Genomic DNA, 20,973 nt, shown 5'->3' with positions numbered 1-20,973 from the left:
AAGGAAGCAGTTTTGAAACGAGTCGTAGTAACGGGCATCGGGATGATAACCTCTCTCGGGCTTGACAAACAGAGCAGTTTTGAAAATATCTGTAACGGAAAAACCGGGGTTGATAAAATTTCGCTCTTTGACGCTAGCGAATTCCCGGTTCAAATTGCAGCTGAAGTAAAAGGTTTCGATCCTTCGAGCATAATCGAGGATGGAAAAGAGATAAAAAAGATGGATAGATTTATCCAACTCGGGCTTAAAGCTGCGGGCGAAGCCATAGATGACGCTAAATTTAGTGATTTCGATAGCGACAAATTCGGCGTTAGCTCGGCTAGCGGTATCGGCGGTTTGCCGAATATCGAGATAAACGCCAACACCTGCTTGCAGCGCGGTCCTAGGCGAATTTCTCCGTTTTTTATCCCTTCTGCGTTAGTAAATATGCTCGGCGGCTTTGTTTCTATATATTATAAATTAAAAGGTCCGAATTTATCCAGCGTTACGGCTTGTGCGGCTTCTGCGCATGCGATTATGGACGCTGCGAGAGTTATTATGATCGGCGAAGCGAAAAAGATGCTTGCAGTGGGAGCCGAGGCTGCGGTTTGTCCCGTGGGTATCGGCGGATTTGCCGCGATGAAGGCGCTTTGCGCTAGAAATGACGATCCCGCGCATGCTTCGCGTCCGTTTGATGCGGAACGAAACGGCTTTGTGATGGGTGAAGGCGCGGCGGCTTTGGTTTTAGAAGAGCTAGAAGACGCAAAAGCGCGCGGCGCTAAAATTTACGGCGAGCTCGTAGGATTCGGCGCTAGCGGCGATGCTTATCATATCACTTCACCTAGCCTAGACGGCCCGATCCGTGCTATGAAAAAGGCCTACGAGATGGCGGGATGCCCGAAGATTGATTATATCAATGCTCACGGAACATCCACAGTAATAAACGATAAAAATGAAACCGCGGCGCTAAAAGAGCTTTTCGGCGAGGGCAAAGTGCCTGCGGTCAGCTCCACCAAGGGTCAGCTGGGACACTGCTTGGGCGCTGCCGGAGCGGTAGAGGCTGCGATCAGCCTTTTAGCGATGCAAAACGGCATCATACCGCCTACGATAAATCAAATTTCAAAAGATCCAGATTGCGATTTGGACTATGTGCCAAACGTCGCTAGAAAAGCCAAACTCGATTGCGTCATGAGCAATAATTTTGGATTCGGCGGCACGAACGCATCGCTTATTTTCAAAAGAGTAGATTAATGGCTAGCTATCTGGACTTTGAAAAGTCTATAAAGCAGATTGACGAGGACATCACCGCCGCTAAAATTCGCGGTGATGAGGACGCGGTCGAAATTTTAAATAAGAACCTCGAAAAAGAAATTTCTAAAGTTTATAAGAATTTAAACGAATACCAAAGACTTCAGCTTGCGCGCCACCCGGATCGCCCTTACGCGATCGATTATATTCGTGCGCTTTTGCAAGACGCTAGGGAGCTTCACGGCGACCGCGCCTTTAGGGACGATCCTTCGATCGTGTGCTATCTGGGTATTATGGGTAACCGCAAAATCACCGTGATCGCCGAGCAGAAGGGTCGCGGCACCAAAAACAAGCTGAAGCGCAATTTCGGTATGCCCCATCCGGAGGGCTATCGCAAGGCTCTGCGCGTAGCGAAACTTGCCGAGAAATTTAACCTTCCTATTTTGTTTTTGATCGACACTCCGGGCGCATATCCGGGGCTTGGTGCCGAGGAGCGCGGTCAGAGCGAGGCTATCGCGCGAAATCTATATGAGCTTAGCGATCTTAAAACTCCTACGATCGCCGTCGTTATCGGCGAGGGCGGTAGCGGTGGAGCTTTGGCTATCGGCGTGGCCGATCGTTTGGCGATGCTTCAAAACTCAATCTTTTCGGTCATCTCTCCCGAGGGCTGTGCCGCGATTTTGTGGAACGATCCGAGCAAGAGCGAGGCCGCTACGAAGGCGCTAAAGATCACCGCCGAGGAGCTAAAAGAGCTGGGCTTGGTCGATGATGTGATCAAAGAGCCTAAAACGGGCGCCCACAGAGATAAAGACGGCGCGATAAAAGCGCTTGGAAACTACGTCTTAACCGAGCTGCACAAGCTAGACGATCTTAGCATAGACGAGCTCATCAGCAGAAGGCAACAAAAAATTTTAAGGTTCGGTGCTTATAAAGAAAACTAAATTTTAAATTTCGCAACTTTTTTAAAACCAAATTTAATAACTTCACACTCTAAGAGGACAAATGGAAAATACAAATCAAAATTCCGCTCAGACCGCCGTTTCAAATTCTAATCAAAACGGCAGAAAAACTTACGCTAAAACGCACGTTCCCGTCGAGGGCTACCAGATCGAAGAGCTCCGCTCGATGGATCTTGAAAATCTCATCGCCATAGCAGACGAACTTGGCGTCGAAAACCCGCGAGAATTCCGCCGCCAAGCGCTCGTTTTTGAAATTTTACGCATGCAGACGAAGCAGGGCGGCTTCATACTTTTTACGGGGATTTTGGAGGTTACCGCCGAGGGTTACGGCTTTTTGCGCGGCATAGATTCAAATTTAAGCGACAGCGCCAACGACGCCTACGTGAGTCTAAGTCAGATCCGCAAATTCGCCCTGCGCGTCGGCGACATCGTCACGGGCCAGGTGCGCGAGCCGAAGGATCAGGAGAAGTACTACGCGCTCTTAAAGATTGAGGCGATCAATTACAAATCGATCCAAGAGGCCAGAGAGCGCCCGCTATTTGATAATCTCACGCCGCTTTTCCCGACCGAAAAGCTCAAGCTCGAATACGATCCTATGCGCCTTACCGGTCGCGTGCTCGATCTTTTCACCCCGATCGGCAAGGGGCAGCGCGGGCTTATCACAGCGCCTCCGCGTAGCGGTAAGACGGAGCTTATGAAGGAGCTTGCCAACGGCATTACGCGCAACCACCCCGAGGTCGAGCTTTTGGTACTGCTAGTCGACGAGCGCCCCGAGGAGGTCACCGATATGGAGCGCAGCGTGCGCGGCGAGGTGTTTAGCTCGACCTTCGATCAGCCTGCGTTTAACCACGTCCGCGTCGCTGAGCTCGTCATCGAAAAGGCAAAACGCGCCGTCGAAAACGGCAAGGACGTCGTCATCCTGCTTGATAGCATCACCCGCCTTGCGCGCGCCTACAACACCGTCACGCCTAGCAGCGGCAAGGTGCTAAGCGGCGGCGTGGACGCAAACGCCCTGCACAAGCCGAAGCGCTTCTTTGGTGCGGCGCGAAATATCGAAAACGGCGGCTCGCTTACCATCGTCGCTACCGCGCTCATCGAGACCGGCTCGCGCATGGACGACGTGATCTTCGAGGAGTTCAAAGGCACGGGCAACAGCGAGATCATTCTCGATCGCAACATCTCGGACCGTAGAATTTACCCCGCGATCAATATCACCAAGTCCGGCACGCGCAAAGAGGAGCTTTTGCAAGGTAGCGAAAATCTGCAAAAGATCTGGGCGCTGCGCTCGGCGATCTCGACGATGGACGACGTTGAGGCGCTGAAATTTTTATACGCCAAGATGCTAAAAACCAAAGACAACACCGAGCTGCTATCGATAATGAACGGCTAAATTTTATTAAATTTGCCGCTCGCCCGCTCGTTTTAAATTTGCAAGCGGCGAGTGTCACGGCTCGTCGCGATGCTTCCGAGCAGACGCCTTGCTATGCGCCCCGCGGCGGCTATTTTGCGCCGCATGCTTGTCGGTTTAAATTTCGCGCTACGGACGCGAGAATTTTGACCGCCCTTTTACGGGTACATATTCTGTTTTGCTACGCCAGGTAGGAGTTGCGTGCAGAGCGCATGCGTTTTTTTGTGGTACTGCGGCGCAAAATACGCCCGCTTAAATTTATTCTGTTACCACTCAATGCGCTATATTGCTTTTCTCTGCCGCGGTAGGAGAATGGACGGCTATGCTCTTGCACCAAAAATAACTTATGCTGGTTTGGTATGAAAAACGCGCTTAGACTTTTCGTTTTACGACGGACGCCGCAGCCGCGCTATGGATTAAGCGTATTTGCGCGCAAATTTAAGGTACCTATTAAATTTATGCGCCGCCCGCACACAAAATTTTAATTTTCCATCGATACGTTTGGTGAAAGCTCAAGCCGCTTTTTTATCTACTTTGCTGCGGCGATCCGCAAGCCAGCCATGCCCGAGACATACGGACGGCGTTTTGAGTAAAATTTAACGGCTCGGACCGATTAAATCGCTTTCTGCCTTGGTTGCTAAATTTTATTCGCAAGGTGTATTTCGGCGCTCGTTTATTCGAGCGAGCAGATTAAATTTTAATACTTTTAGATTTTTTTGCGCGAATTGCGAAATTTTAATGCGTAAATTTTAAATTTGGGGATGCGTTTGGGCTCTTTTCGGTATGAAACGAGGCACAAAATTTACGCTTAAATTTTACCGCGCATGATTACCGTATGAAATTTCATTGCGTTAAAGCCCTTTGCTCGGACACTTCGCGGATCGCAGCACGCGATTTGGCCGAGTTTAAACGTCGCAAATTATCTCGCGAGCCCTGTGCGCCGTCTCGCGTACAAACCTATCGTACGTTTTATCGCGTGAATTTTACCGCTTGTTTCTATTAATTTCGCTTTCTACTTTCCACTGAAAAATAGTAGATTTGCCATTATGATCACGATCGCGACGGGCGCTACGAAGCGCAGCGAAAAGTACCAAATTTTAAATCCAAGCTCGCCCATATCGGCGCCGAAAAGCCCGCGCAGGCGCTGTGCATCCATCACGAAGCCCACGAAGATCGCCGAGGTTAGCGCGCCTAGAGGCAGCATGACGTTTGAGCTTACGAAATCCAAGCAGTCAAAAAAGCTCGCGCCGAAAAGCTTAAACCTGCTCGCATAATCCGCGTGCATCGATAGCAGCGAGCATGCGCCTAGCACCGCTATGGCGCACCCAGAGATGCAGACTGCGCGCAGGCGCGAAATTTTAAACCTGCCGATGAGATAAAAGACGAAGGGCTCGATCATCGAAACCGCGCTCGTGATCCCGGCAAAAAAGAGCGAGACGAAAAACGCGACTTCAAGAACCTGCCCCGCTAGCCCCATTTTTGCAAACATCGTAGTGAGCGATACGAAGACCAACCCCGCACCCTGCGCGGGATCGGCGCGGAATTGAAAGATGAAGGTAAAGACGATGAGCCCCATCATCAGCCCGATCGCGATGTTGATAAATACGATGTTTACCGAGCTTCGCACGAGCCGCACACCCTCGCTAAGAGATGCCGCGTATGCTGCGATACAGCCGACGCCCACGCACAGGGTAAAGAGCGCGAGCCCGAGCGCGGAGAGGACGGAGTTAACGGTGATTTTGCCGAAGTCGGGGTAGAAAAGAAATTTCGCCGCTGCGCCGAAGCCCTGCATCGTGCACGCATACGCAAGCATCGCGAGCAGCAGCACGAAAAGCAGCGGCATCATCACGACGTTGAGCCGCTCGATACCGCTTTTGATGCCGCGCGCGACGACGGATAGCGTCAGCACGAGCGCAAGCGCGTAAAAGCCCAGGCTCGTGGCTAGCGAATGCGAGATGAGATCGTCAAATACGGCGCCCGCTTCCTCGGCGGTTGCGGGCAGCGGAGAAAAGCCCAAAAAGATGTATCGGATCACCCAGCCGAGGATGACGAGGTAAAAGGACAGCACCAGCATGCCGCCCGCGATGAAAACACCTCCCGCGCGCCATTTGCGCCCGCCGTGCGGCGCCAGCGTCTCGTACGCGCTCGGCAGATCCCTCCCGCTCAGCCTGCCTAACGCCATCTCGGCTAGAAATATGCTAAAGCCTACGCCGAGAGTGAGCGCGAGGTACAAAAGCACGAAGGCGCTGCCGCCGTTTTGACCCACGAGGGTGGGGAATTTCCATGCGTTGCCAAGCCCCACCGCGCCGCCTGCGACGGCAAGTATGAAGCCGATTTTGCTAAATTTATCGTTCATTTTCGCTCCGATGATTTTTAAATTTTAAAGCCGCGGAATTTTAAAATTCCTTAGCGCGATCAGACGCGGCTGCGCTACGGCGTCTTTGCCGCGCGCACTGATCGCCATGCAGGTTGTCGCGGTCGTGCCGAAAGCTGATTGTCGCTACATACTTTAACCTTCCTCTATCTAAACATAAAATTCCAAACTATCGCTGCAAGGCTAACGGATCGCGGCAAGTTCGCTATGAAATTTGGCGCGTCGTTTTTAGGCTGCTTCAGCGCCAAATTTTAACTTCCATGTTATCCATCCGCTTTACAAAATTTAAAAATTTAAAATTTTTAGCTGATTGAGTGCTATCACTATGATCGCGACTGGCGCCACGAAGCGCAATAGCACGAAATACCACAGCTTAAAGCCCATTCGTCCCATATATGGACGCAGTAGAATTTCGACGGCTCGTTTTTTGATCACGAACCCTACGAAAATCGCCACAATTATGCCGCTAAGAGGCATTAAGATATTCGAGGTTAGGTAATCAAGCACGTCAAAAAAGCTCTTGCCACCTAGGCTAAAATATTCGCTCGTGCCCCCGTAATAACCCAAAATGCAGCATATCCCTAAAACATACGTCACGGCAAAAACTAAAAGTGAAGCGCGCTTGCGGCTTAGCTTGCGGGAGTTTACGAGATAATAAATCGCAGGCTCCAGCATCGAAATTGCAGAAGTAATCGCCGCAAATAATAGCGAGGTGAAAAATAAAAAGGCTAGGATATTTCCGATCGCACCGAGCTTTGAAAAAAGCACCACCAGCGAGACAAACACTAGCCCCGGACCTTGCGCTTTGGGATCGCCGCCGAATTCAAAGATGAAAGTAAAGACGATAAGCCCCATCATCACGCCGATTAGGACATTAATGCAGACGATATTTATGCTTGAGGTTAGGATATTGGTTCGCGCAGGCAGGCTTGCAGCATAAGTCATAATCGTAGTAACGCCAAGCGAAAGCGTAAAAAACGCAAGCCCTAGCGCCGAAAGAACGCTATCCTTATTAAGCTTGGAAAAATCTGGCACTAGCAAGAATTTTGCGCTACGTCCGAATCCATCGAAACTCGCGGCGTAAATTAGCATCAAAACTAGCAAAATAAATAGCGCAGGCATCATCCAGACGTTAAGTCGCTCGATGCCGCTTTTGACACCTTTAGATACGATGAAAAAGCAAAACGCCGACGCTATGGTAAAGCATATCGCCACGCTTAAAAAATCGCTGCCTAAAAGTGCGTTAAACGCTGCGCCACTTTCATCTATACTTTTTGGCAGATACAAAGCGCTTGAGGCCACGTATTTTAGGATCCAGCCCATTACGACGCTGTAAAAAGCATAGATCAAAAGCGCACTAATCATAAAAAATCCCGCGTATTTCCATGCGCCTTTGTATGAGGGCGCGAGCTTTTCAAATGCGCGCACCGGATCACTTTCGCTTAGCCTGCCGATGACGATCTCGGCTAAAAAAATCACGAAGCTAACCAAAAGCGTCAGCAAAAGATATAGCAAGATAAAGGCGCTGCCGCCGTTGGTGCCTACTAAAGTGGGGAATTTCCACGCATTACCGAGCCCTACGGCGCTGCCTGCGACTGCGAGAATGAAGCCGATTTTGCTAAATTTATCGTTCATATTATGCCTTGTAGCGGAATTTGAAAAGGCAATATTAGCAAAATCTAGCTTAACTCGCCAAGCTAGCCGAGTGGAATTTAGGCAAACCCGCTATAATGCCGCGAATTTTAAAGGAGATAAAATGAAATCGATAAAAGAAGTGATGCTCTCTCGCCACAGCTGCCGTAAATTTTGCAGCTATAAACTAAATAGCGAGCTCGTGCGCGAGATACTTGATCTTGCGCGCTTAAGTCCCAGCTCATGCGGATTAGAGCCTTGGAGGATGATGATAATCTCGGATCCTTGCGAGCTAAAAGAGCTTTCCGTAGCCTGTAACAGTCAGCCGCAAGTAGCTGAGTGCTCGCACGCCGTGATTTTAATCGCGCGTAACGATCTGCGCGTGGGCGAAGCGTATTTAGAGCGCACCGTCCGCCGTCGTGCAAACACTTCGCAAAAATATGAAACTGCGATGAATTATTTCTGCGCGAAATTTGCGGACTTAGACGACGAAGCGCTGATGAACTACGCGACCAAGCAGCTTTATATCTTAGCGGCAAATATCGCTAATATTGCCGAGGGCTTTGACGTGCACTCGTGTATAATGACCGGCTTTGACGCCGCGGCTTTGGAAAAATTTTGCGCTTTAGAGACGAAATTTCGTCCTGTAATCGTCGTGGCTTTGGGGCGTGGTGAGCCTAGCAAATACCCGCACACGCGCTACGAGCTAGATGAAATTTTAATCTCTCGTGGCGGCAGCGAAAAAAGATAAAATGGGTCACTTCTGCTTGCAAAGCTAGGCGCGAGCTTTGTTTATTAAAAGCGTCGTTTTACGAAATTTTATCGGTTTAAAAGTGCGATAGCGTTAAAATGCGCTTAAAATTTCAAAGGATAAACATGCAAGTCAAACTTTTAAATTTCACTCCGCTTTGGGTTTGCTCAAACGCAATCCGCACCTGCTGGCAGAGCTTTGAGCGCGGCGATTGCGGCGGCGCCAAAGACTTAGCGCTCATTGACCGCGTCGGCAACCAACTCAAGCACTCAAGCACGCTCGAACACCTCTACTACAACTTCTACATCAGCGGCATCTCGCGCGCGCTGCTTCAGGAGCTGGCGCGCCACCGCCTAGCAAGCCTTAGCGTAAAATCCACTCGCTACACTCTCAAAGAATTGCGCGGCGAGAATAGCTTCGCGCAAGGGGACTTCGAAAACGCCGCGCGATACATAGTGCTTACGGGCAACGAAGCGGTCGATAACGCAAGTATCGCGGCGCTTGAAAATCTGCGCGTAATCTTACAAAGCCCAATCAGCCTTGATATCGCCAAATACTGCCTGCCCGAGTGCTACAAGAGCGAGCTTAGCTGGAGTATAAACGCGCGTAGCTTGCAAAACTTTCTCGCTCTGCGTTCTAGTAAGGCGGCACTTTGGGAGATCCGTGAGCTTGCCGGTAAAATTTACAAAGCGCTGCCGCAGGAGCATAAATTTATATTCCAAAGCTGCATGGCGGGCGAGAAGACGCAAAGCGAAGAGTAGCGAGCGGGATAAAATTTAGATACAAAAGGGCTGCGATGATAAAACTTACGCAGATGAGAACGGCTTTTGAAAAGGAGGAGCCGGACGCGCTTTATCTGAGCTATCTTGGATGGGTTAAAACCCTGATTCCATTTTGGAGGCAGGCTGCTGCGAGGATCGCGGAGCTAAGCGACACGGCGGATGAAAAAAGAGACAAGCATCTACGCTCAATCGACAATTCTTTGCAGCTTTTGCAAGCTTGGCGGTTTAAAAAGATAAAATACGTGCAAGCAAGAAGAAGAGAGATCGATAGCGCCATAAGTTTTATTCGAAACGGCGCCTTAACGCAGCAAGTATCGAGATACGCCTTTGCGCCCGTTTGCAGAAATTTAGCGAGCATTTTGCGCAGCTTTTTATACGTTTCGACTTTCGGCTATTCGGACGAGCAGCTTCCGACCGTATTTGCTCAAAAAATTTACGGCATTGCGCTGTGCCATACTTTATTTCCCTTTGATACTGCGGATTTTGTGTATTATCTGCCGCGCGAAAAATCCATCCATACGCAAGACCCCGCCGATTTGGATAACTGGCATCTGATGATGGAGATAGCGGGCGGCGATTTAGGGATTTCTGCGTTGATTGAGCGGCTAAACGAACGCGCGTATGAAATTTGGACGAATTACAAAACGCCGTTTGAATGGAAATACGACGAGGGGGTTTGGGATTTGGAATTTGAGAATGTTTCAAAAAGGCTGCACTATGCGGGCTTGCGAGCTTTTACGAGTCTGAGTAAAGAGGAATAAAAAGCTCGCGGAATTTTAAATTTGCTTTTAAAATTTCATTCGTAGGCGGTAAAATTCTGCGAGTTTTTAATGCGGGTAAAATTTAAAATTTGTTTGAGCGGGTTTTTTGGCAGCCTGCGGTATCAAAATTTAGCTGCCGCGCATTTTACTACTTGCGGCGCCGAGAATTGCAGCGCCGCTGAGCCAAAAAGCTGTTATGGCGAGCGATAATTTTAAAGGACGGATTATGAAAAATCTAGCGCTTGTGATGTTTAGCGGACAGACGCACCTCGATTTTGTGGGGTTTTACGATTGTATGCTAAGGCTCAAAGCCGTCCGCCCGCAGCTTGAGATGAGGTTTTGCTCGCGCGAGCGGCAGGCTTCGGACAGCGGCGGCCTTACGATCGATGCGGGCGAGATCATGACGGATCTAGGCGGCTTTGATGCGGTTTTTGTACCCGGCGGTATGGCGACGCGACGCCTTAAAGACGATGCGGGCTTCATCTCGTGGCTCGCAACCGCGCGCGATGCGAAGTATAAGTTTAGCGTTTGCACCGGTTCGCTGCTTCTGGGCGCGGCGGGGTTTTTGCGAGGTCGGCGCGCGACTACGCACCCGTTTTGCTACGATCTGCTGGCGCCTTACTGCGCGGACGTGGTGCATGAGCGGCTCGTGCGCGAAAGCCTGCCCGCAGGAGGCGAGATCATCACCGCAGGCGGCGTGAGCAGCTCCATAGAACTTGGACTTTGCGTGATCGAAAAATTCGCGGGCGCCTCTGCGCGAGAGGCCGCCGCCGCGGCGATGGATTATCCGTATTACGGCCTTAGAGGCAAGCTCGTGCGATGAAATTTTAAAGACCCGCTAAGATCGGCGGCGCAAGTTTATAAATACCGCAGTAAATTTTAAAATAGAGAGGAGGTAAATCTTAATGCAAGCAGTAAAGATATTAAAAACATTGTGGAAAGTCATCAAGATCGTCATACTTGTAATTGCTATATTGTTTTTCTTATTGATAGCGTATATATATTTGGCTATTCAAATTTCGCCGTTATCTAAATTTCCATACGTAAAAGATCGAGATTTGGCTAAATTTGAAACCTTGACAAATACGAAGGGAGAAACTTTGCTCATTTATCGCAAAAAAGCCATTCCTTATCATTGTAGGGACAAATTGCAAACTTGCATCTGTTACGCACATTTTATAAAGGCGGATAAGCCTTTTACTTTGACGCAACAAAAAATGTTGCAAGAGGGTTACGAGTTTGTTTCCAAGTCCGATTGCATAGCTGAAACTACAAATTTGCACGAATTTAAACTATCGTGGGCGATGCCGTCTTATCATTATGCCGGCAGTCGGGAATATTTGATATATGGTTCGATCAAAAATTTAAATATAACGGCAATAGTGAATGATAAAAGGCGAATATGGCACAAAAAAGAGCACGAATCGGGACAGCCGGACGATTATGATCACGAGGTTATTTTTTATCCAGAACTTAATATAATTCAAATAAATAAAATGGGGTATTAATAGCGTGCGCTAAATTTACTTACGGCCGATTGATATCGTCGTTGAAAAATAAATTTAAAAGCTTTGGGATAAAATTTAAAAATTTGAAAAATTGGACTTTAGTCTTACGGACGTTTATCAAAGTAGATAAAATAACAATATAGTGGGTTTTACATAAAATAGGAGATCACAAAGACAGCATGAAGCCGGCTCAAATTTTATCGCTGCTTTCGCATATATCTTTCGGGTCGCTTATAGGTTAAAATTCGGAGATAATACCCGTGGGAGTTCGCAATCGCGCTTTTTGCCTACGCGATTTTGTTTGCTTTTTATCCGCAGACTCTGCTTAACGATAATAAAAAGACGATCGCCCTGCTGCTGTTTATGGCGCTTTTGATCGTGATCGTGTAGCGGCGCCTATAAATCGGCGGGATCGGTTGGCGGCGAGAGAGCGCGGGCGATCTGCCTTTGATTGCAGCGGCGCGTGCGAGCGAGACTATTTTTAAAATTTATTGTAAAATTAGAGCGTTAATTTATTAAAATTTAAAGGGTCGGTATGCAGATAAATTTAGACAACGTGAGGATCGAGAGCGGCTGGAAAGAGGCGCTTAGAGAGGAATTTTTAAGCGAGTATTTTGCGAAGATCAAAGAAAATCTGCTCGCTGCAAAGGCGCGAGAGATCGTCTATCCGCCGGGAAATTTGATCTTTAACGCCTTCAATCTCACTCCGTTTGAGCGGGTGCGCGCGGTGATTTTGGGGCAGGATCCCTACCACGGCGCGCATCAGGCGATGGGGCTTAGCTTTTCGGTGCCGCACGGCGTGCGAATTCCGCCCAGCCTCGTAAATATCTACAAAGAGATTAAGAGCGATCTGGGTATCAGCGAGCCTGAAAGCGGCGATCTGAGCTACTGGGCGAAGCAGGGCGTGCTGCTTCTTAATGCGAGCCTTAGTGTGGGCGCGAACCGCGCGAACTCGCACAGCGGCTTCGGCTGGCAAATTTTCACCGACGCCGTGATTAAAATTTTAAGCGCGAAGCGGCAAAATTTAGTCTTTATGCTGTGGGGAAATTTCGCCAAAGCCAAATCGGCGCTGATCGATGCGCAGAGGCATCTCATTTTAACCGCCGCGCATCCTAGTCCGCTTGCAGGAGGGGCGTTTTTCGGCTGCAGGCATTTTAGCAGATGCAACGAATATCTGCGCGCACACGGTCTGGGAGAGATCGATTGGGATCTAAATCACGGCGCAGGTTAAATGTATTTTAAATGAAATTTGCGTAAAATGCGCCGCAAAATTTCAAAGTAAAGAAATTTTAAAAAATGTCGAAAGGAGAAGTGAGCGAATAATATACGACCGGCTTAAGACGGCTTGCCGAAGCGACGCGAATGCGCGGCTAGGCTAATCATTGCAAATTAAAGGAACGATATGAAAAAGATAATTTTGGGAATTTTCTTGCTATTTACAAGTAGTGTAGTGGCAAATACCCTATCTGAGATTAGGCAATCGGGCAGTGTGCGCGTAGGCGTCTTCGAGGCGCAGCCGCCTTTTAGTAAATTTGAAGACGGCAAATTTGAAGGATTTGAGGTTACTTTGGCAGAGGCGCTGTCGAAGGATATATTCGGCACAAAATCGGGCAAAGTCGAGTTCGTGCCGGTAAAAGCCAGCGAGCGTTTAAGGGTGCTTGAAGAAAACAAAGTAGATATGGTGCTCGCGACCTTTACTATCACCAACGAGCGTAAGCAGGTGGTCGACTTTACGACCCCATATTTTGCGGTAAATATAGGCGTACTAACCCGCACAGGCGATAGGATCAAAACCGTATCCGATCTACACGGCAAGCCGATCATAGCCGAAAGCGGCACCACTGGCGAGGCGTATTTTAGAAAAGAGGGCTTTGACGTCATAAACTGCGCTACTGCAAATGAATGCTACAAAATGTTAAAAGAAAATAAGGGCATCGGCTACGCGACCGACAACCTGTTAGTTTTGGCTTATGCCGTCATCGATAGCGATACTGAGGTAAATATCAAGAATTTAGGCCCTTCGGAGTTTTTGGGCGTTGCCGTGCAGAAGGGAAATAAAGAGCTACTGGACTTCTTAAATGGCGAGCTCATCAAACTAAGCAAAGAGGGCTTTATGAAAAAGACCTACAACGAAACCATCGAGCCGTATTACAAGGGCACTGCGGAGAAAAAATATTTCTTGCTGGATGACCTTTATAGCTTATTTTAGGCGGGCATAGCGATACAGCTCGCCTGTGTTTGTTTTCGTAAGCATAGCTGTGTGCTCTCGCTAGGTAAAATTTAAAAGGCTCGCATAGTCTTGCTATTTTGCCCGATTTTGCGAGCTTGGTTTAGATTGTAAGATTTTACTAACGCGCCGTTACAGAATTTATAAAATTCCATAGAATTTCGCAGTGATGCGCTATTTTTATGGCGCTAATAGACGCACAGAATTTTATAGCGAAGCGCTAAAATTTAATGAGAGCAGGCAGGGTTTGGCGCAAGGCAGCAAAATTTAAAAAGCCTCTATCATTATGCTTAGAAATTTTAGTTACGAAATTTTATCGCTAAACTCGCAATTTAGGGAATAGTTTCGGTTCTAGTAAAATGAAATTTTAAGAAAATTTACATTACAATTACGAAAAATTTAAAATTCAAGGAGGAAATTATGAAAAAGTCATTTTTTCTTATTCTATTGTCGGCGATCTTTGTTTTTGCGAATTCCTTAAGCGAAATAAAGCAAAGCAAGGTTATCAGAGTGGGCGTTTATGAAAATGAGCCGCCTTTTAGCAAGTCAAGCGAGAAAGGCTTTGAAGGCTTCGAAGTCGAGCTTGCCAACGCGCTAGCTGGTAAAATTTTCGGCAATAGCGGCGGTCGTATCGAGCTCATACCGGTAACAAACGAAGTGCGTTTTCCGATGCTGCAAAACAATCAGGCAGATATGATAATCGCGGCTGCAAGTATCACTGAAGAGCGTAAAGGCAGCGTAGATTTTTCGATGCCGTATTTTACGGTCAATTTGGGAATTTTAACGAAAAAAGACTCAAATATTCATAAAATAGGCGATCTGATGGGCAAAAAGATCGGCGTCATCCGCAAGACTACCGGCGAGGCGTATATCAAAAAAGACGGCGGTTATAATGTTTCCTACTGCAACGATTCGGTTGATTGCTATAGGAGATTAAAAAGCGGCGAGATCGACGGGTATTGTAACAACAACCTTTTTGTAATGGTCTATCCGATCGTAGATCCTGCAGTCGAAGTCAATATCAAAAATCTAGGCGATAATGTATTCTTAGGCGTCGCGGTGCAAAAGGGCAATGCGGAGCTGCTAGAAGCGATCAATAAAGGCTTGATTGCGCTTAGCAAAGAGGGCTTTTTCAAAAAGGCTTACGAGGATACTTTCGAATCCTTCTATAAAGGCACCGTCGATAAAAAATATTTCCTACTCGACGATCTTTACAGCTTTTTTTAATAAAAAAGGAATTTGAAATGAAAAAATCACTGTTTTTAATTCTTCTATCTTGCATCTTTGCGCTTGCGAATTCTTTAAGCCAAATAAAGCAGAGTAAAGTCATTCGTATCGCCGTTTATGAAAACGAGCCTCCGTTTAGTAGGGTCACGGATAACGGCTTTGAGGGCTTTGACGTAGAGCTTGCTAATGCAATCGGAGGCAAAATTTTAGGCGATACCGGCGGCAGGATCGAGCTCATACCGGTATCAGCGCAAGCGCGCTTTCCGTCCATTCAAAATAATCAGGCAGATATGCTTATCGCGGCTGCAAGCGTTACTGAGGAGAGAAAGAAAAATTATGAGTTTTCGATGCCCTATCTTTCGGTAAATTCCGGAGTTTTAACCAGAAAAAGCGACAATATCCAAAAAATGAGCGATCTACGAGGTAAAAAAGTAGGCGTCATTCGCGGCTCGACGGGCGAAGCGTTTATGCAAAAGGACGGCGGCTACAATCTAGTGTATTGCAAAAATTCCTCCGATTGCTACAAGCGGCTAAAAAGCGGCGAGATCGACGGCGCGTGCGACGATAATCTATTTGTGATGGTCTATCCGGTCGCAGATCCTAGCGTCGAGGTTAATATCAAAAGTCTTGGCGAGAACGTATTTTTAGGCATCGCGATGCAAAAAGGCAACGCAGATCTCGTAGAAGCCGTCAATCAAGCACTCATCTCACTCAGCAAAGAGGGCTTTTTCAAAAAAGCGTATAACGATACTTTCGAGCCGTTCTACAAAGGCACCGTCGATAAAAAATACTTCCTTTTAGACGACATATACAGCTTCTTTTAGAATTTTAGATTTGATGTGGGTCGGGATTTGAAGCTTCGCGGCTTTAAATTCTAATCCGCGCATAACCGGCGTGTCATTAAAATTCCATCTCAAAATTTTGTCCTAAAAATCTCATTTCAAATTTTATTAGTCCCACTGCCGCGCCTAAGCCAGCGTGCACACGGCGGTCGTAATCTTTAGTATTTGCGAGTATTTGCGTCGCGCAAAATTAGATCGAGCTAAGCTTTAAAATTTTACTCCGAGCCCTTGGAATTTTTTAAATCCTCCATGCGCTCCTGCTGCGCCTGCACGAACGCGCCGTATCTGATAAAAAGATAATCTTTGATCTCAAAAATCATCAACGTAAAAATCGAAGGCAGCGTGAAAAATCTAATCGTCATAAATACCAGATCAAGCGCGCTTAGCTCATCTTCGCTCGCTCGATACCCTCCCGCGCTCGCGGTTAAAATCCCATGTAGCGCCTCGTAGTTGTAAAGGATGAAAATCGTCACAAAAAGCGTCGAGAGCTTCGATACGATCTTATTCATGATCTGTGCTACGTCCTCGTCGGCGATCACCGACATCGCAAACCATACGAGGGTAAAAAACAGCGGAAAGACGATGTTAAAATTTAGCGAGTTATCAAGCTTCTGTGCGCCCGTCACCGCGATGATCGCAAACACCGCCGCAAAGGGGATTACAAATAGCGCGAAGGTCATCGCCGATTTTATCGCCTTAAAAAAGCTATACGCAAGCAGTGGCGAGCCCAAAGCGAGCAAAAAGATCGTCAGCGCGTAGTTGGCTTTGGCAAAATCGTATAGGTTAAACAGCGCAAATACCGATGCTGCGGCAAGTAGCGGCACGCTTAGTTTAAAGAGCGCCCCGTATTTGGCGTAAGCGCGCGACACGACGGCGTCGAGTCTGCTAAATTTGACGTTTAAGCTTTGCGCTCTGATGAAAAACAAAATGACGAATTTGACGATTACGTTTGGGCTCATATGCACCTTTCCGTTTAAATTTATGAAATTTTATCCGTGCTAGATTTGCGAAATTTTATCTGCGGAGCCTGTCCGTAGAATTAGGCTTTGCCGACGGCTTATGCGGTCTGCGTTAAAATTTCATCGCGCTCTCGCTGCGTTGCTATCTTGCCGCCTTGTAGGCTTTGTCTTTTGGCTACGTGAGGCGGACCTGCGCGCTTTGGCTTGCATAGCGTCTTGCTAGCAAGCCTTTTCGGGTTGCGACGTGCTACGGCGGCGCCCATTCGGCTCGGCGCGCGATACTTTGCTTGTGGTATCTGCACCCGCGCATGAGAGCTTGGCACCGTTAAAATTTTACCGGCTCTTAGCCCTATGCGATACGTCCTACGCGCCGCGATAGAATTTTACGCGACGCAAGGACCTATCGGGCTTGGCTTTGCGCCGCATTGCGGCAAAATTTTAAAATTTACGCTGCAAAGCGCCTATCTTGCTCACTAGGATGCGCCGCGAATGATTAAATTTTAACCGCACCGTCGCCGAGCCGTTTTAAATCTCAAACGAATTTTTGAGCCGCTACGATACGTGAAATTCCAAAAATCGCGCCTTAGCGATCAAGCTCATTTGCGCTTGCTTGCGAGCCATGCAAAAAGCGGCGCACTTGCGCCCTTCGCCGCGCCCATGCAAAAGCAACGCGTCCCTTGCCGCTCAAAGTCCATTTTCGCCCGCCCGCATCCTCTGCTAAACCGAAGCTAAGAAGCGCGCCGCTTCACATCCAATCTAAAATTTGCGTGATCTCGGTAGCGTGAAAAATTTTAAGCCCCTGCGCGTTTTGCGGCTTCATCGGGACGATCGCGTTTTTAAATTTCTGCATCGCGGCTTCTTTCAGGCGCGCATCGAGGTTGAAGATCTCTCTGATCTCGCCGTTTAGGCTCACCTCGCCGATGAAGACGCTTTCTTTGCTGATCGGGCGGTTTTTGAAGCTGCTTACGATCGCCGCGATGACGGCTAGATCGCACGCCGTTTCGGTGATTTTTACGCCGCCGCTTACGTTTACGAAGACGTCGTATCCGCCAAGCCCGATCTCAAGCTTGCGATCAAGTAGCGCCAGAAGCATATCGAGGCGGTTTTTATCAAAGCCCGTGGCGCTGCGCTTGGGGTAGCCGCTCTCGCACACGAGCGCTTGGATCTCCACGACGAGCGCGCGCGTGCCCTCCATCGTGATCGTGATCGCTGAGCCGCTTACCGCCTTGCCGCGCGTGAAAAATTTACTCGCGACGTCCTTTGCGTTTACGAGCCCGTGCGGCCCCATCTCGAAAATCCCCACCTCGCTCGTAGCTCCGAAGCGGTTTTTAAAACCGCGCAAAATTCTAAGCTGCTTGCTCGCATCGCCCTCGAAATACAGCACCACGTCCACCATATGCTCCAGTATGCGCGGGCCCGCGATCGAGCCCTCTTTGGTGATGTGGCCGATGATGAAGATCGAAATCCCGCGCGCTTTGGCAAGTCGCATCAGCTCGAACGTGATCTCGCGCACCTGCGTGATCGAGCCCGGCGCAGAGGGGGCCTTATCGCTAAAAAGCGTCTGGATACTGTCGATGACAATAAATTTATAATCCCTGCGCTCGACCTCTTCAAGCACGGCGCCCAGATTGATCTCGGTGAGTAAAAACAGCTGCTCGCTTATCGCGCCAAGCCGCTGCGCGCGCATTTTGATCTGGCTGGCGCTCTCCTCGCCGCTTACGTAAAGCACAGCGCGGCCGTCGCTTGCTAAATTTGCCGCGATCTTAAGCAGCAGCGTGGATTTTCCGATACCGGGACTGCCGCCGATTAGCACGAGCGAGCCCTCCACGACGCCGCCTCCGAGGACTAAATTTAGCTCGCTATCTTTGGTGTCGATGCGCGAAATTTGCTCGATCTGTATCTCGCTGATCGCTTTGGCGCTTGCGGACGAGGCGCGGGCAAGCTCGCCCTCGATCTCTTTTAGCGCTTTGATCTGAGCGGGCTTGAGCTCGACGAAGCTATCGAATGCGCCGCAATCGGGGCATCTACCGAGCCATCTGCTTTGCTGATTGCCGCAGTGCTGGCACTCAAAAATCGTAGTTTTAATCTTCGCCATCTTTATCCCTCGTTCATTTTTGATTAAATTTAGCCCTAAGCTTTGCGAAATTATACTTAAAATTTTTAAAATTTTAGCCGCCCCGCGTGCTGTTTGCGGAATCAAAAATCACGAGACGGAGGATGTGTGGCTAAATTTGAGCTAAATTTAAATATGTTTTAAACATTTATAACTATAATACAAATTTCACTTTATTTAAAGAGGGTTTAAGATGAAGGGCAAGCTTAGTAGAAGCCAGTTTTTGACGATATCGCTTACGCTATTTGCGATGTTTTTCGGTGCGGGAAATTTTATTTTTCCGCCGGGTCTTGGCAGGGAGTCGGGGCAGAATTTTTATATCGCGATAATGTTTTTTTGCGCTACGGCGGTGCTTCTGCCGGTGCTCGGCGTCGCAGGCATTGCGCGTGCCAAGGGGCTTCAGAGCCTGGTGCGCCGCATAGATCCCGTGTTTGCGATCGTTTTTACCGCGCTTTTATATCTTACGATCGGGCCGCTTTTTGCGATACCGCGCGCGGCAAATATGCCTTTTGACATCGCTATTAAGCCTTTTATCGGGCAAGATAGCCTTCAAATTTGGCTATTCGTTTATTCTGCCGCATATTTTGCGCTGAACTATTACATCTGTATGAACCCTTCAAAGCTCGTCGATCTGCTCGGAAAATACCTCACGCCGATACTTTTGGCGCTTATTTTGCTACTTTTCGGTGCAGGATTTTTGTTTCCGATCGGGGGTTTCGTCGCTCCTAGCGGAGAGTATGTCGATCATGCCGCAGCAAAGGGCTTCGTAGAGGGCTATCAGACGATGGATGCGCTTGCGTCGCTGGCATTTGGAATCATCGTAATTAACGCCATTAAAGCAACCGGCGTGAGCGACGAAAAGCACCTCGTCACCTCTACCATAAAAGCGGGAATGATGTCGGGCGTCATACTGATGACGATATATTTTATGCTGGGCTATCTGGGCGCGACCTCCGCAGAGCTTTTCAAAGATACGCCGAATATCAACGGAGCGGAGCTTTTGTCGCGAGTAAGCGATCATTATTTCGGAAGAATTGGCGTCGTGATCCTAGGCAGCGCGTTTTTCCTAGCTTGCATCACCACGACTCTTGGCCTTATAAGCTCGGCTAGCGAATACTTCGAGGAGCTTACGAAAGGCAAGATCAAATACAAAACCTGGGCGATCGCTTGGTGCGTGATCGGCTTTGGAGTCGCAAATTTCGGCCTTACGACCATCATCAAAGGCTCCATCCCGGTCCTCGTCGCCATCTATCCGATCTCGATCATGCTGATAATCCTCTCGCTGATTAATCCGTGGATCGATTCGAGCAAGCTGATTTACCGCGCCTGCGTCTATGTTTGCGTTGTCGAGGGTGTCATAAACGGACTTGATATTTTGGGGATTTCGGTGCCGCTTGTAACGTCGTTTGTGAAGATGATGCCGTTTTACGATTCGATGCTCGGCTGGATCGTGCCTAGCACCTTGACCTTCGCCGTGACCTACGTGCTGCATCTGATCTTTGAAAAAAGAGACGATAGTTTTTAAATTTAAGAGCTATTTTAAAATTTAGCCGGGCTCTACGGGGCTCGGCACACTTTTAAATTTTAATTCGTCGCCGAATTTAATCTCACATATTTTTTACTGGAATTTTGACATATAAAATAAGTCGCCTTCAAAATTTAATATAAATTTACGCTAAAATTATCAAAATAAAATCGCAAAAGGAAATAAGATGGATAAGCGGGATGAGGCGCTAAATCTGGCGCGAGATTTCGAACGCGATGGCTTTAGAGTACCCGGTTTATACGAGCAGTTTTGGCGGCTGCAAGGCGACGAGACGGCGTATTTTACGCTAGCGGACAGCCTGCTGCGCGGGCGGAGGGACGGCCGTACGCTGCTAAAGGACGCTCTGGGCTATGTAGGCGAGGAGGATTTTAAAGCTTTGATCGCTACGGCGGTTGAAATTTTACGCGAAGAGGCGGCAGAGGGTCGCGAAACGCAGCAGGACGAAAGCGTGGCACAGACGGGAGAGAATGCGCGCTCTGCTCGGGCGGACGAAAGCGCAGGCAAAAACGCACGGCAACGCGGCAGAGATGAAAAAAGCGCGCGCTGGAAAAACTCCGAAGAGGTCATCGCTGCGGCAAGTCTCGAGTTCGCGCCGCTTTTGCACCCGTATCTGGGCGAGCTTTTTAAATTGCAGCCGAACGAGAGCGCGTATTATGC

21 protein-coding genes are annotated in these 20,973 nt (G+C 48.5%); 16 read left to right on the top strand and 5 right to left on the bottom strand.

The features are described from left to right. The first annotated feature begins 12 nt into the window (after window positions 1-12). From Q0101_RS05280 to rho, 3 genes are all read left to right on the top strand, one after another. Complete coding sequence (locus tag Q0101_RS05280) at window positions 13-1,230, top strand: beta-ketoacyl-ACP synthase II (RefSeq protein ID WP_297943011.1); 1,218 nt, start codon at window positions 13-15, stop codon at window positions 1,228-1,230. After that, window positions 1,230-2,168, top strand: coding sequence for an acetyl-CoA carboxylase carboxyl transferase subunit alpha (gene accA, locus Q0101_RS05275; RefSeq protein WP_297943009.1), 939 nt, complete (start codon window positions 1,230-1,232; stop codon window positions 2,166-2,168). Before Q0101_RS05280 ends, accA begins: the two co-directional genes overlap by 1 nt. A gap of 61 nt (window positions 2,169-2,229) precedes the next feature. Next, entirely contained in the window at window positions 2,230-3,576 is a 1,347-nt protein-coding gene (rho, locus tag Q0101_RS05270; RefSeq protein ID WP_005873347.1) for a transcription termination factor Rho, read from the top strand. A gap of 1,030 nt (window positions 3,577-4,606) precedes the next feature. Here rho and Q0101_RS05265 read toward each other — a convergent pair. After that, window positions 4,607-5,950 (bottom strand): sodium-dependent transporter, encoded by a 1,344-nt coding sequence (locus Q0101_RS05265; RefSeq protein ID WP_297943007.1) that lies wholly within the window; start codon window positions 5,948-5,950, stop codon window positions 4,607-4,609. A 138-nt stretch (window positions 5,951-6,088) separates the two neighbouring features. On the opposite strand from Q0101_RS05265, the gene Q0101_RS05260 reads away from it, so the two are divergent. After that, entirely contained in the window at window positions 6,089-6,223 is a 135-nt protein-coding gene (locus Q0101_RS05260; RefSeq protein WP_297943005.1) for a hypothetical protein, read from the top strand. Between the two features lie 30 nt (window positions 6,224-6,253). On the opposite strand, the gene Q0101_RS05255 is transcribed toward Q0101_RS05260, so the two are convergent. Then, on the bottom strand, window positions 6,254-7,603 hold the full coding sequence (locus tag Q0101_RS05255) for a sodium-dependent transporter (RefSeq protein ID WP_297943003.1): 1,350 nt from the start codon (window positions 7,601-7,603) through the stop codon (window positions 6,254-6,256). Window positions 7,604-7,724: 121 nt separating this feature from the next. Between Q0101_RS05255 and Q0101_RS05250 the strand changes: the two genes are divergently transcribed. The 9 genes from Q0101_RS05250 to Q0101_RS05210 all read left to right on the top strand — a co-directional run bounded on the left by Q0101_RS05250 (window position 7,725) and on the right by Q0101_RS05210 (window position 15,680). Beyond that, entirely contained in the window at window positions 7,725-8,351 is a 627-nt protein-coding gene (locus tag Q0101_RS05250) for a nitroreductase family protein (protein ID WP_297943002.1), read from the top strand. Window positions 8,352-8,476: 125 nt separating this feature from the next. After that, window positions 8,477-9,112, top strand: a complete 636-nt coding sequence (gene thyX / locus Q0101_RS05245; RefSeq protein WP_297943000.1) for an FAD-dependent thymidylate synthase — start codon at window positions 8,477-8,479, stop codon at window positions 9,110-9,112. A gap of 35 nt (window positions 9,113-9,147) precedes the next feature. After that, complete coding sequence (locus Q0101_RS05240) at window positions 9,148-9,894, top strand: hypothetical protein (protein ID WP_297942998.1); 747 nt, start codon at window positions 9,148-9,150, stop codon at window positions 9,892-9,894. Window positions 9,895-10,120: 226 nt separating this feature from the next. After that, window positions 10,121-10,717, top strand: a complete 597-nt coding sequence (locus Q0101_RS05235; protein ID WP_297942996.1) for a DJ-1/PfpI family protein — start codon at window positions 10,121-10,123, stop codon at window positions 10,715-10,717. 82 nt (window positions 10,718-10,799) lie between these two features. Then, window positions 10,800-11,402: a hypothetical protein gene (locus Q0101_RS05230; protein ID WP_297942994.1), complete on the top strand. Its 603-nt coding sequence runs from the start codon at window positions 10,800-10,802 to the stop codon at window positions 11,400-11,402. A 535-nt stretch (window positions 11,403-11,937) separates the two neighbouring features. Then, on the top strand, window positions 11,938-12,633 hold the full coding sequence (ung, locus tag Q0101_RS05225; RefSeq protein ID WP_297942992.1) for a uracil-DNA glycosylase: 696 nt from the start codon (window positions 11,938-11,940) through the stop codon (window positions 12,631-12,633). A gap of 171 nt (window positions 12,634-12,804) precedes the next feature. Continuing rightward, complete coding sequence (locus Q0101_RS05220) at window positions 12,805-13,611, top strand: transporter substrate-binding domain-containing protein (RefSeq protein WP_297942990.1); 807 nt, start codon at window positions 12,805-12,807, stop codon at window positions 13,609-13,611. 438 nt (window positions 13,612-14,049) lie between these two features. Then, window positions 14,050-14,856: a transporter substrate-binding domain-containing protein gene (locus tag Q0101_RS05215; RefSeq protein WP_291938062.1), complete on the top strand. Its 807-nt coding sequence runs from the start codon at window positions 14,050-14,052 to the stop codon at window positions 14,854-14,856. A gap of 17 nt (window positions 14,857-14,873) precedes the next feature. Beyond that, window positions 14,874-15,680, top strand: a complete 807-nt coding sequence (locus tag Q0101_RS05210) for a transporter substrate-binding domain-containing protein (RefSeq protein ID WP_297942989.1) — start codon at window positions 14,874-14,876, stop codon at window positions 15,678-15,680. Between the two features lie 233 nt (window positions 15,681-15,913). Here Q0101_RS05210 and Q0101_RS05205 read toward each other — a convergent pair whose 3' ends face one another. Further along, a complete protein-coding gene (locus Q0101_RS05205) occupies window positions 15,914-16,657 on the bottom strand; it encodes a hypothetical protein (protein ID WP_297942987.1) in 744 nt (247 codons plus the stop codon). A 98-nt stretch (window positions 16,658-16,755) separates the two neighbouring features. Continuing rightward, on the bottom strand, window positions 16,756-16,920 hold the full coding sequence (locus Q0101_RS05200) for a hypothetical protein (RefSeq protein ID WP_297942985.1): 165 nt from the start codon (window positions 16,918-16,920) through the stop codon (window positions 16,756-16,758). Window positions 16,921-17,008: 88 nt separating this feature from the next. Here Q0101_RS05200 and Q0101_RS05195 point away from each other — a divergent pair, with 88 nt between their 5' ends. Beyond that, complete coding sequence (locus Q0101_RS05195) at window positions 17,009-17,134, top strand: hypothetical protein (RefSeq protein WP_297942983.1); 126 nt, start codon at window positions 17,009-17,011, stop codon at window positions 17,132-17,134. Between the two features lie 268 nt (window positions 17,135-17,402). Here the strand turns inward: Q0101_RS05195 and radA are convergent, their stop codons facing one another. Continuing rightward, window positions 17,403-18,752 carry a DNA repair protein RadA gene (gene radA, locus Q0101_RS05190; protein WP_297942980.1) on the bottom strand — a complete coding sequence of 450 codons (1,350 nt, stop codon included), beginning with the start codon at window positions 18,750-18,752 and terminating at the stop codon, window positions 17,403-17,405. A 211-nt stretch (window positions 18,753-18,963) separates the two neighbouring features. Between radA and brnQ the strand changes: the two genes are divergently transcribed. Continuing rightward, window positions 18,964-20,295 carry a branched-chain amino acid transport system II carrier protein gene (gene brnQ, locus Q0101_RS05185; protein WP_297942978.1) on the top strand — a complete coding sequence of 444 codons (1,332 nt, stop codon included), beginning with the start codon at window positions 18,964-18,966 and terminating at the stop codon, window positions 20,293-20,295. 187 nt (window positions 20,296-20,482) lie between these two features. Beyond that, window positions 20,483-20,973, top strand: a 491-nt coding sequence (locus Q0101_RS05180) for a hypothetical protein (protein ID WP_297942976.1), incomplete at its 3' end; no start/stop codon positions are given.

Origin of the sequence: uncultured Campylobacter sp., assembly GCF_937921625.1 — a bacterium.
GTDB lineage: Bacteria > Campylobacterota > Campylobacteria > Campylobacterales > Campylobacteraceae > Campylobacter_B.
This window is presented reverse-complemented; position numbering and strand designations above follow the sequence as displayed.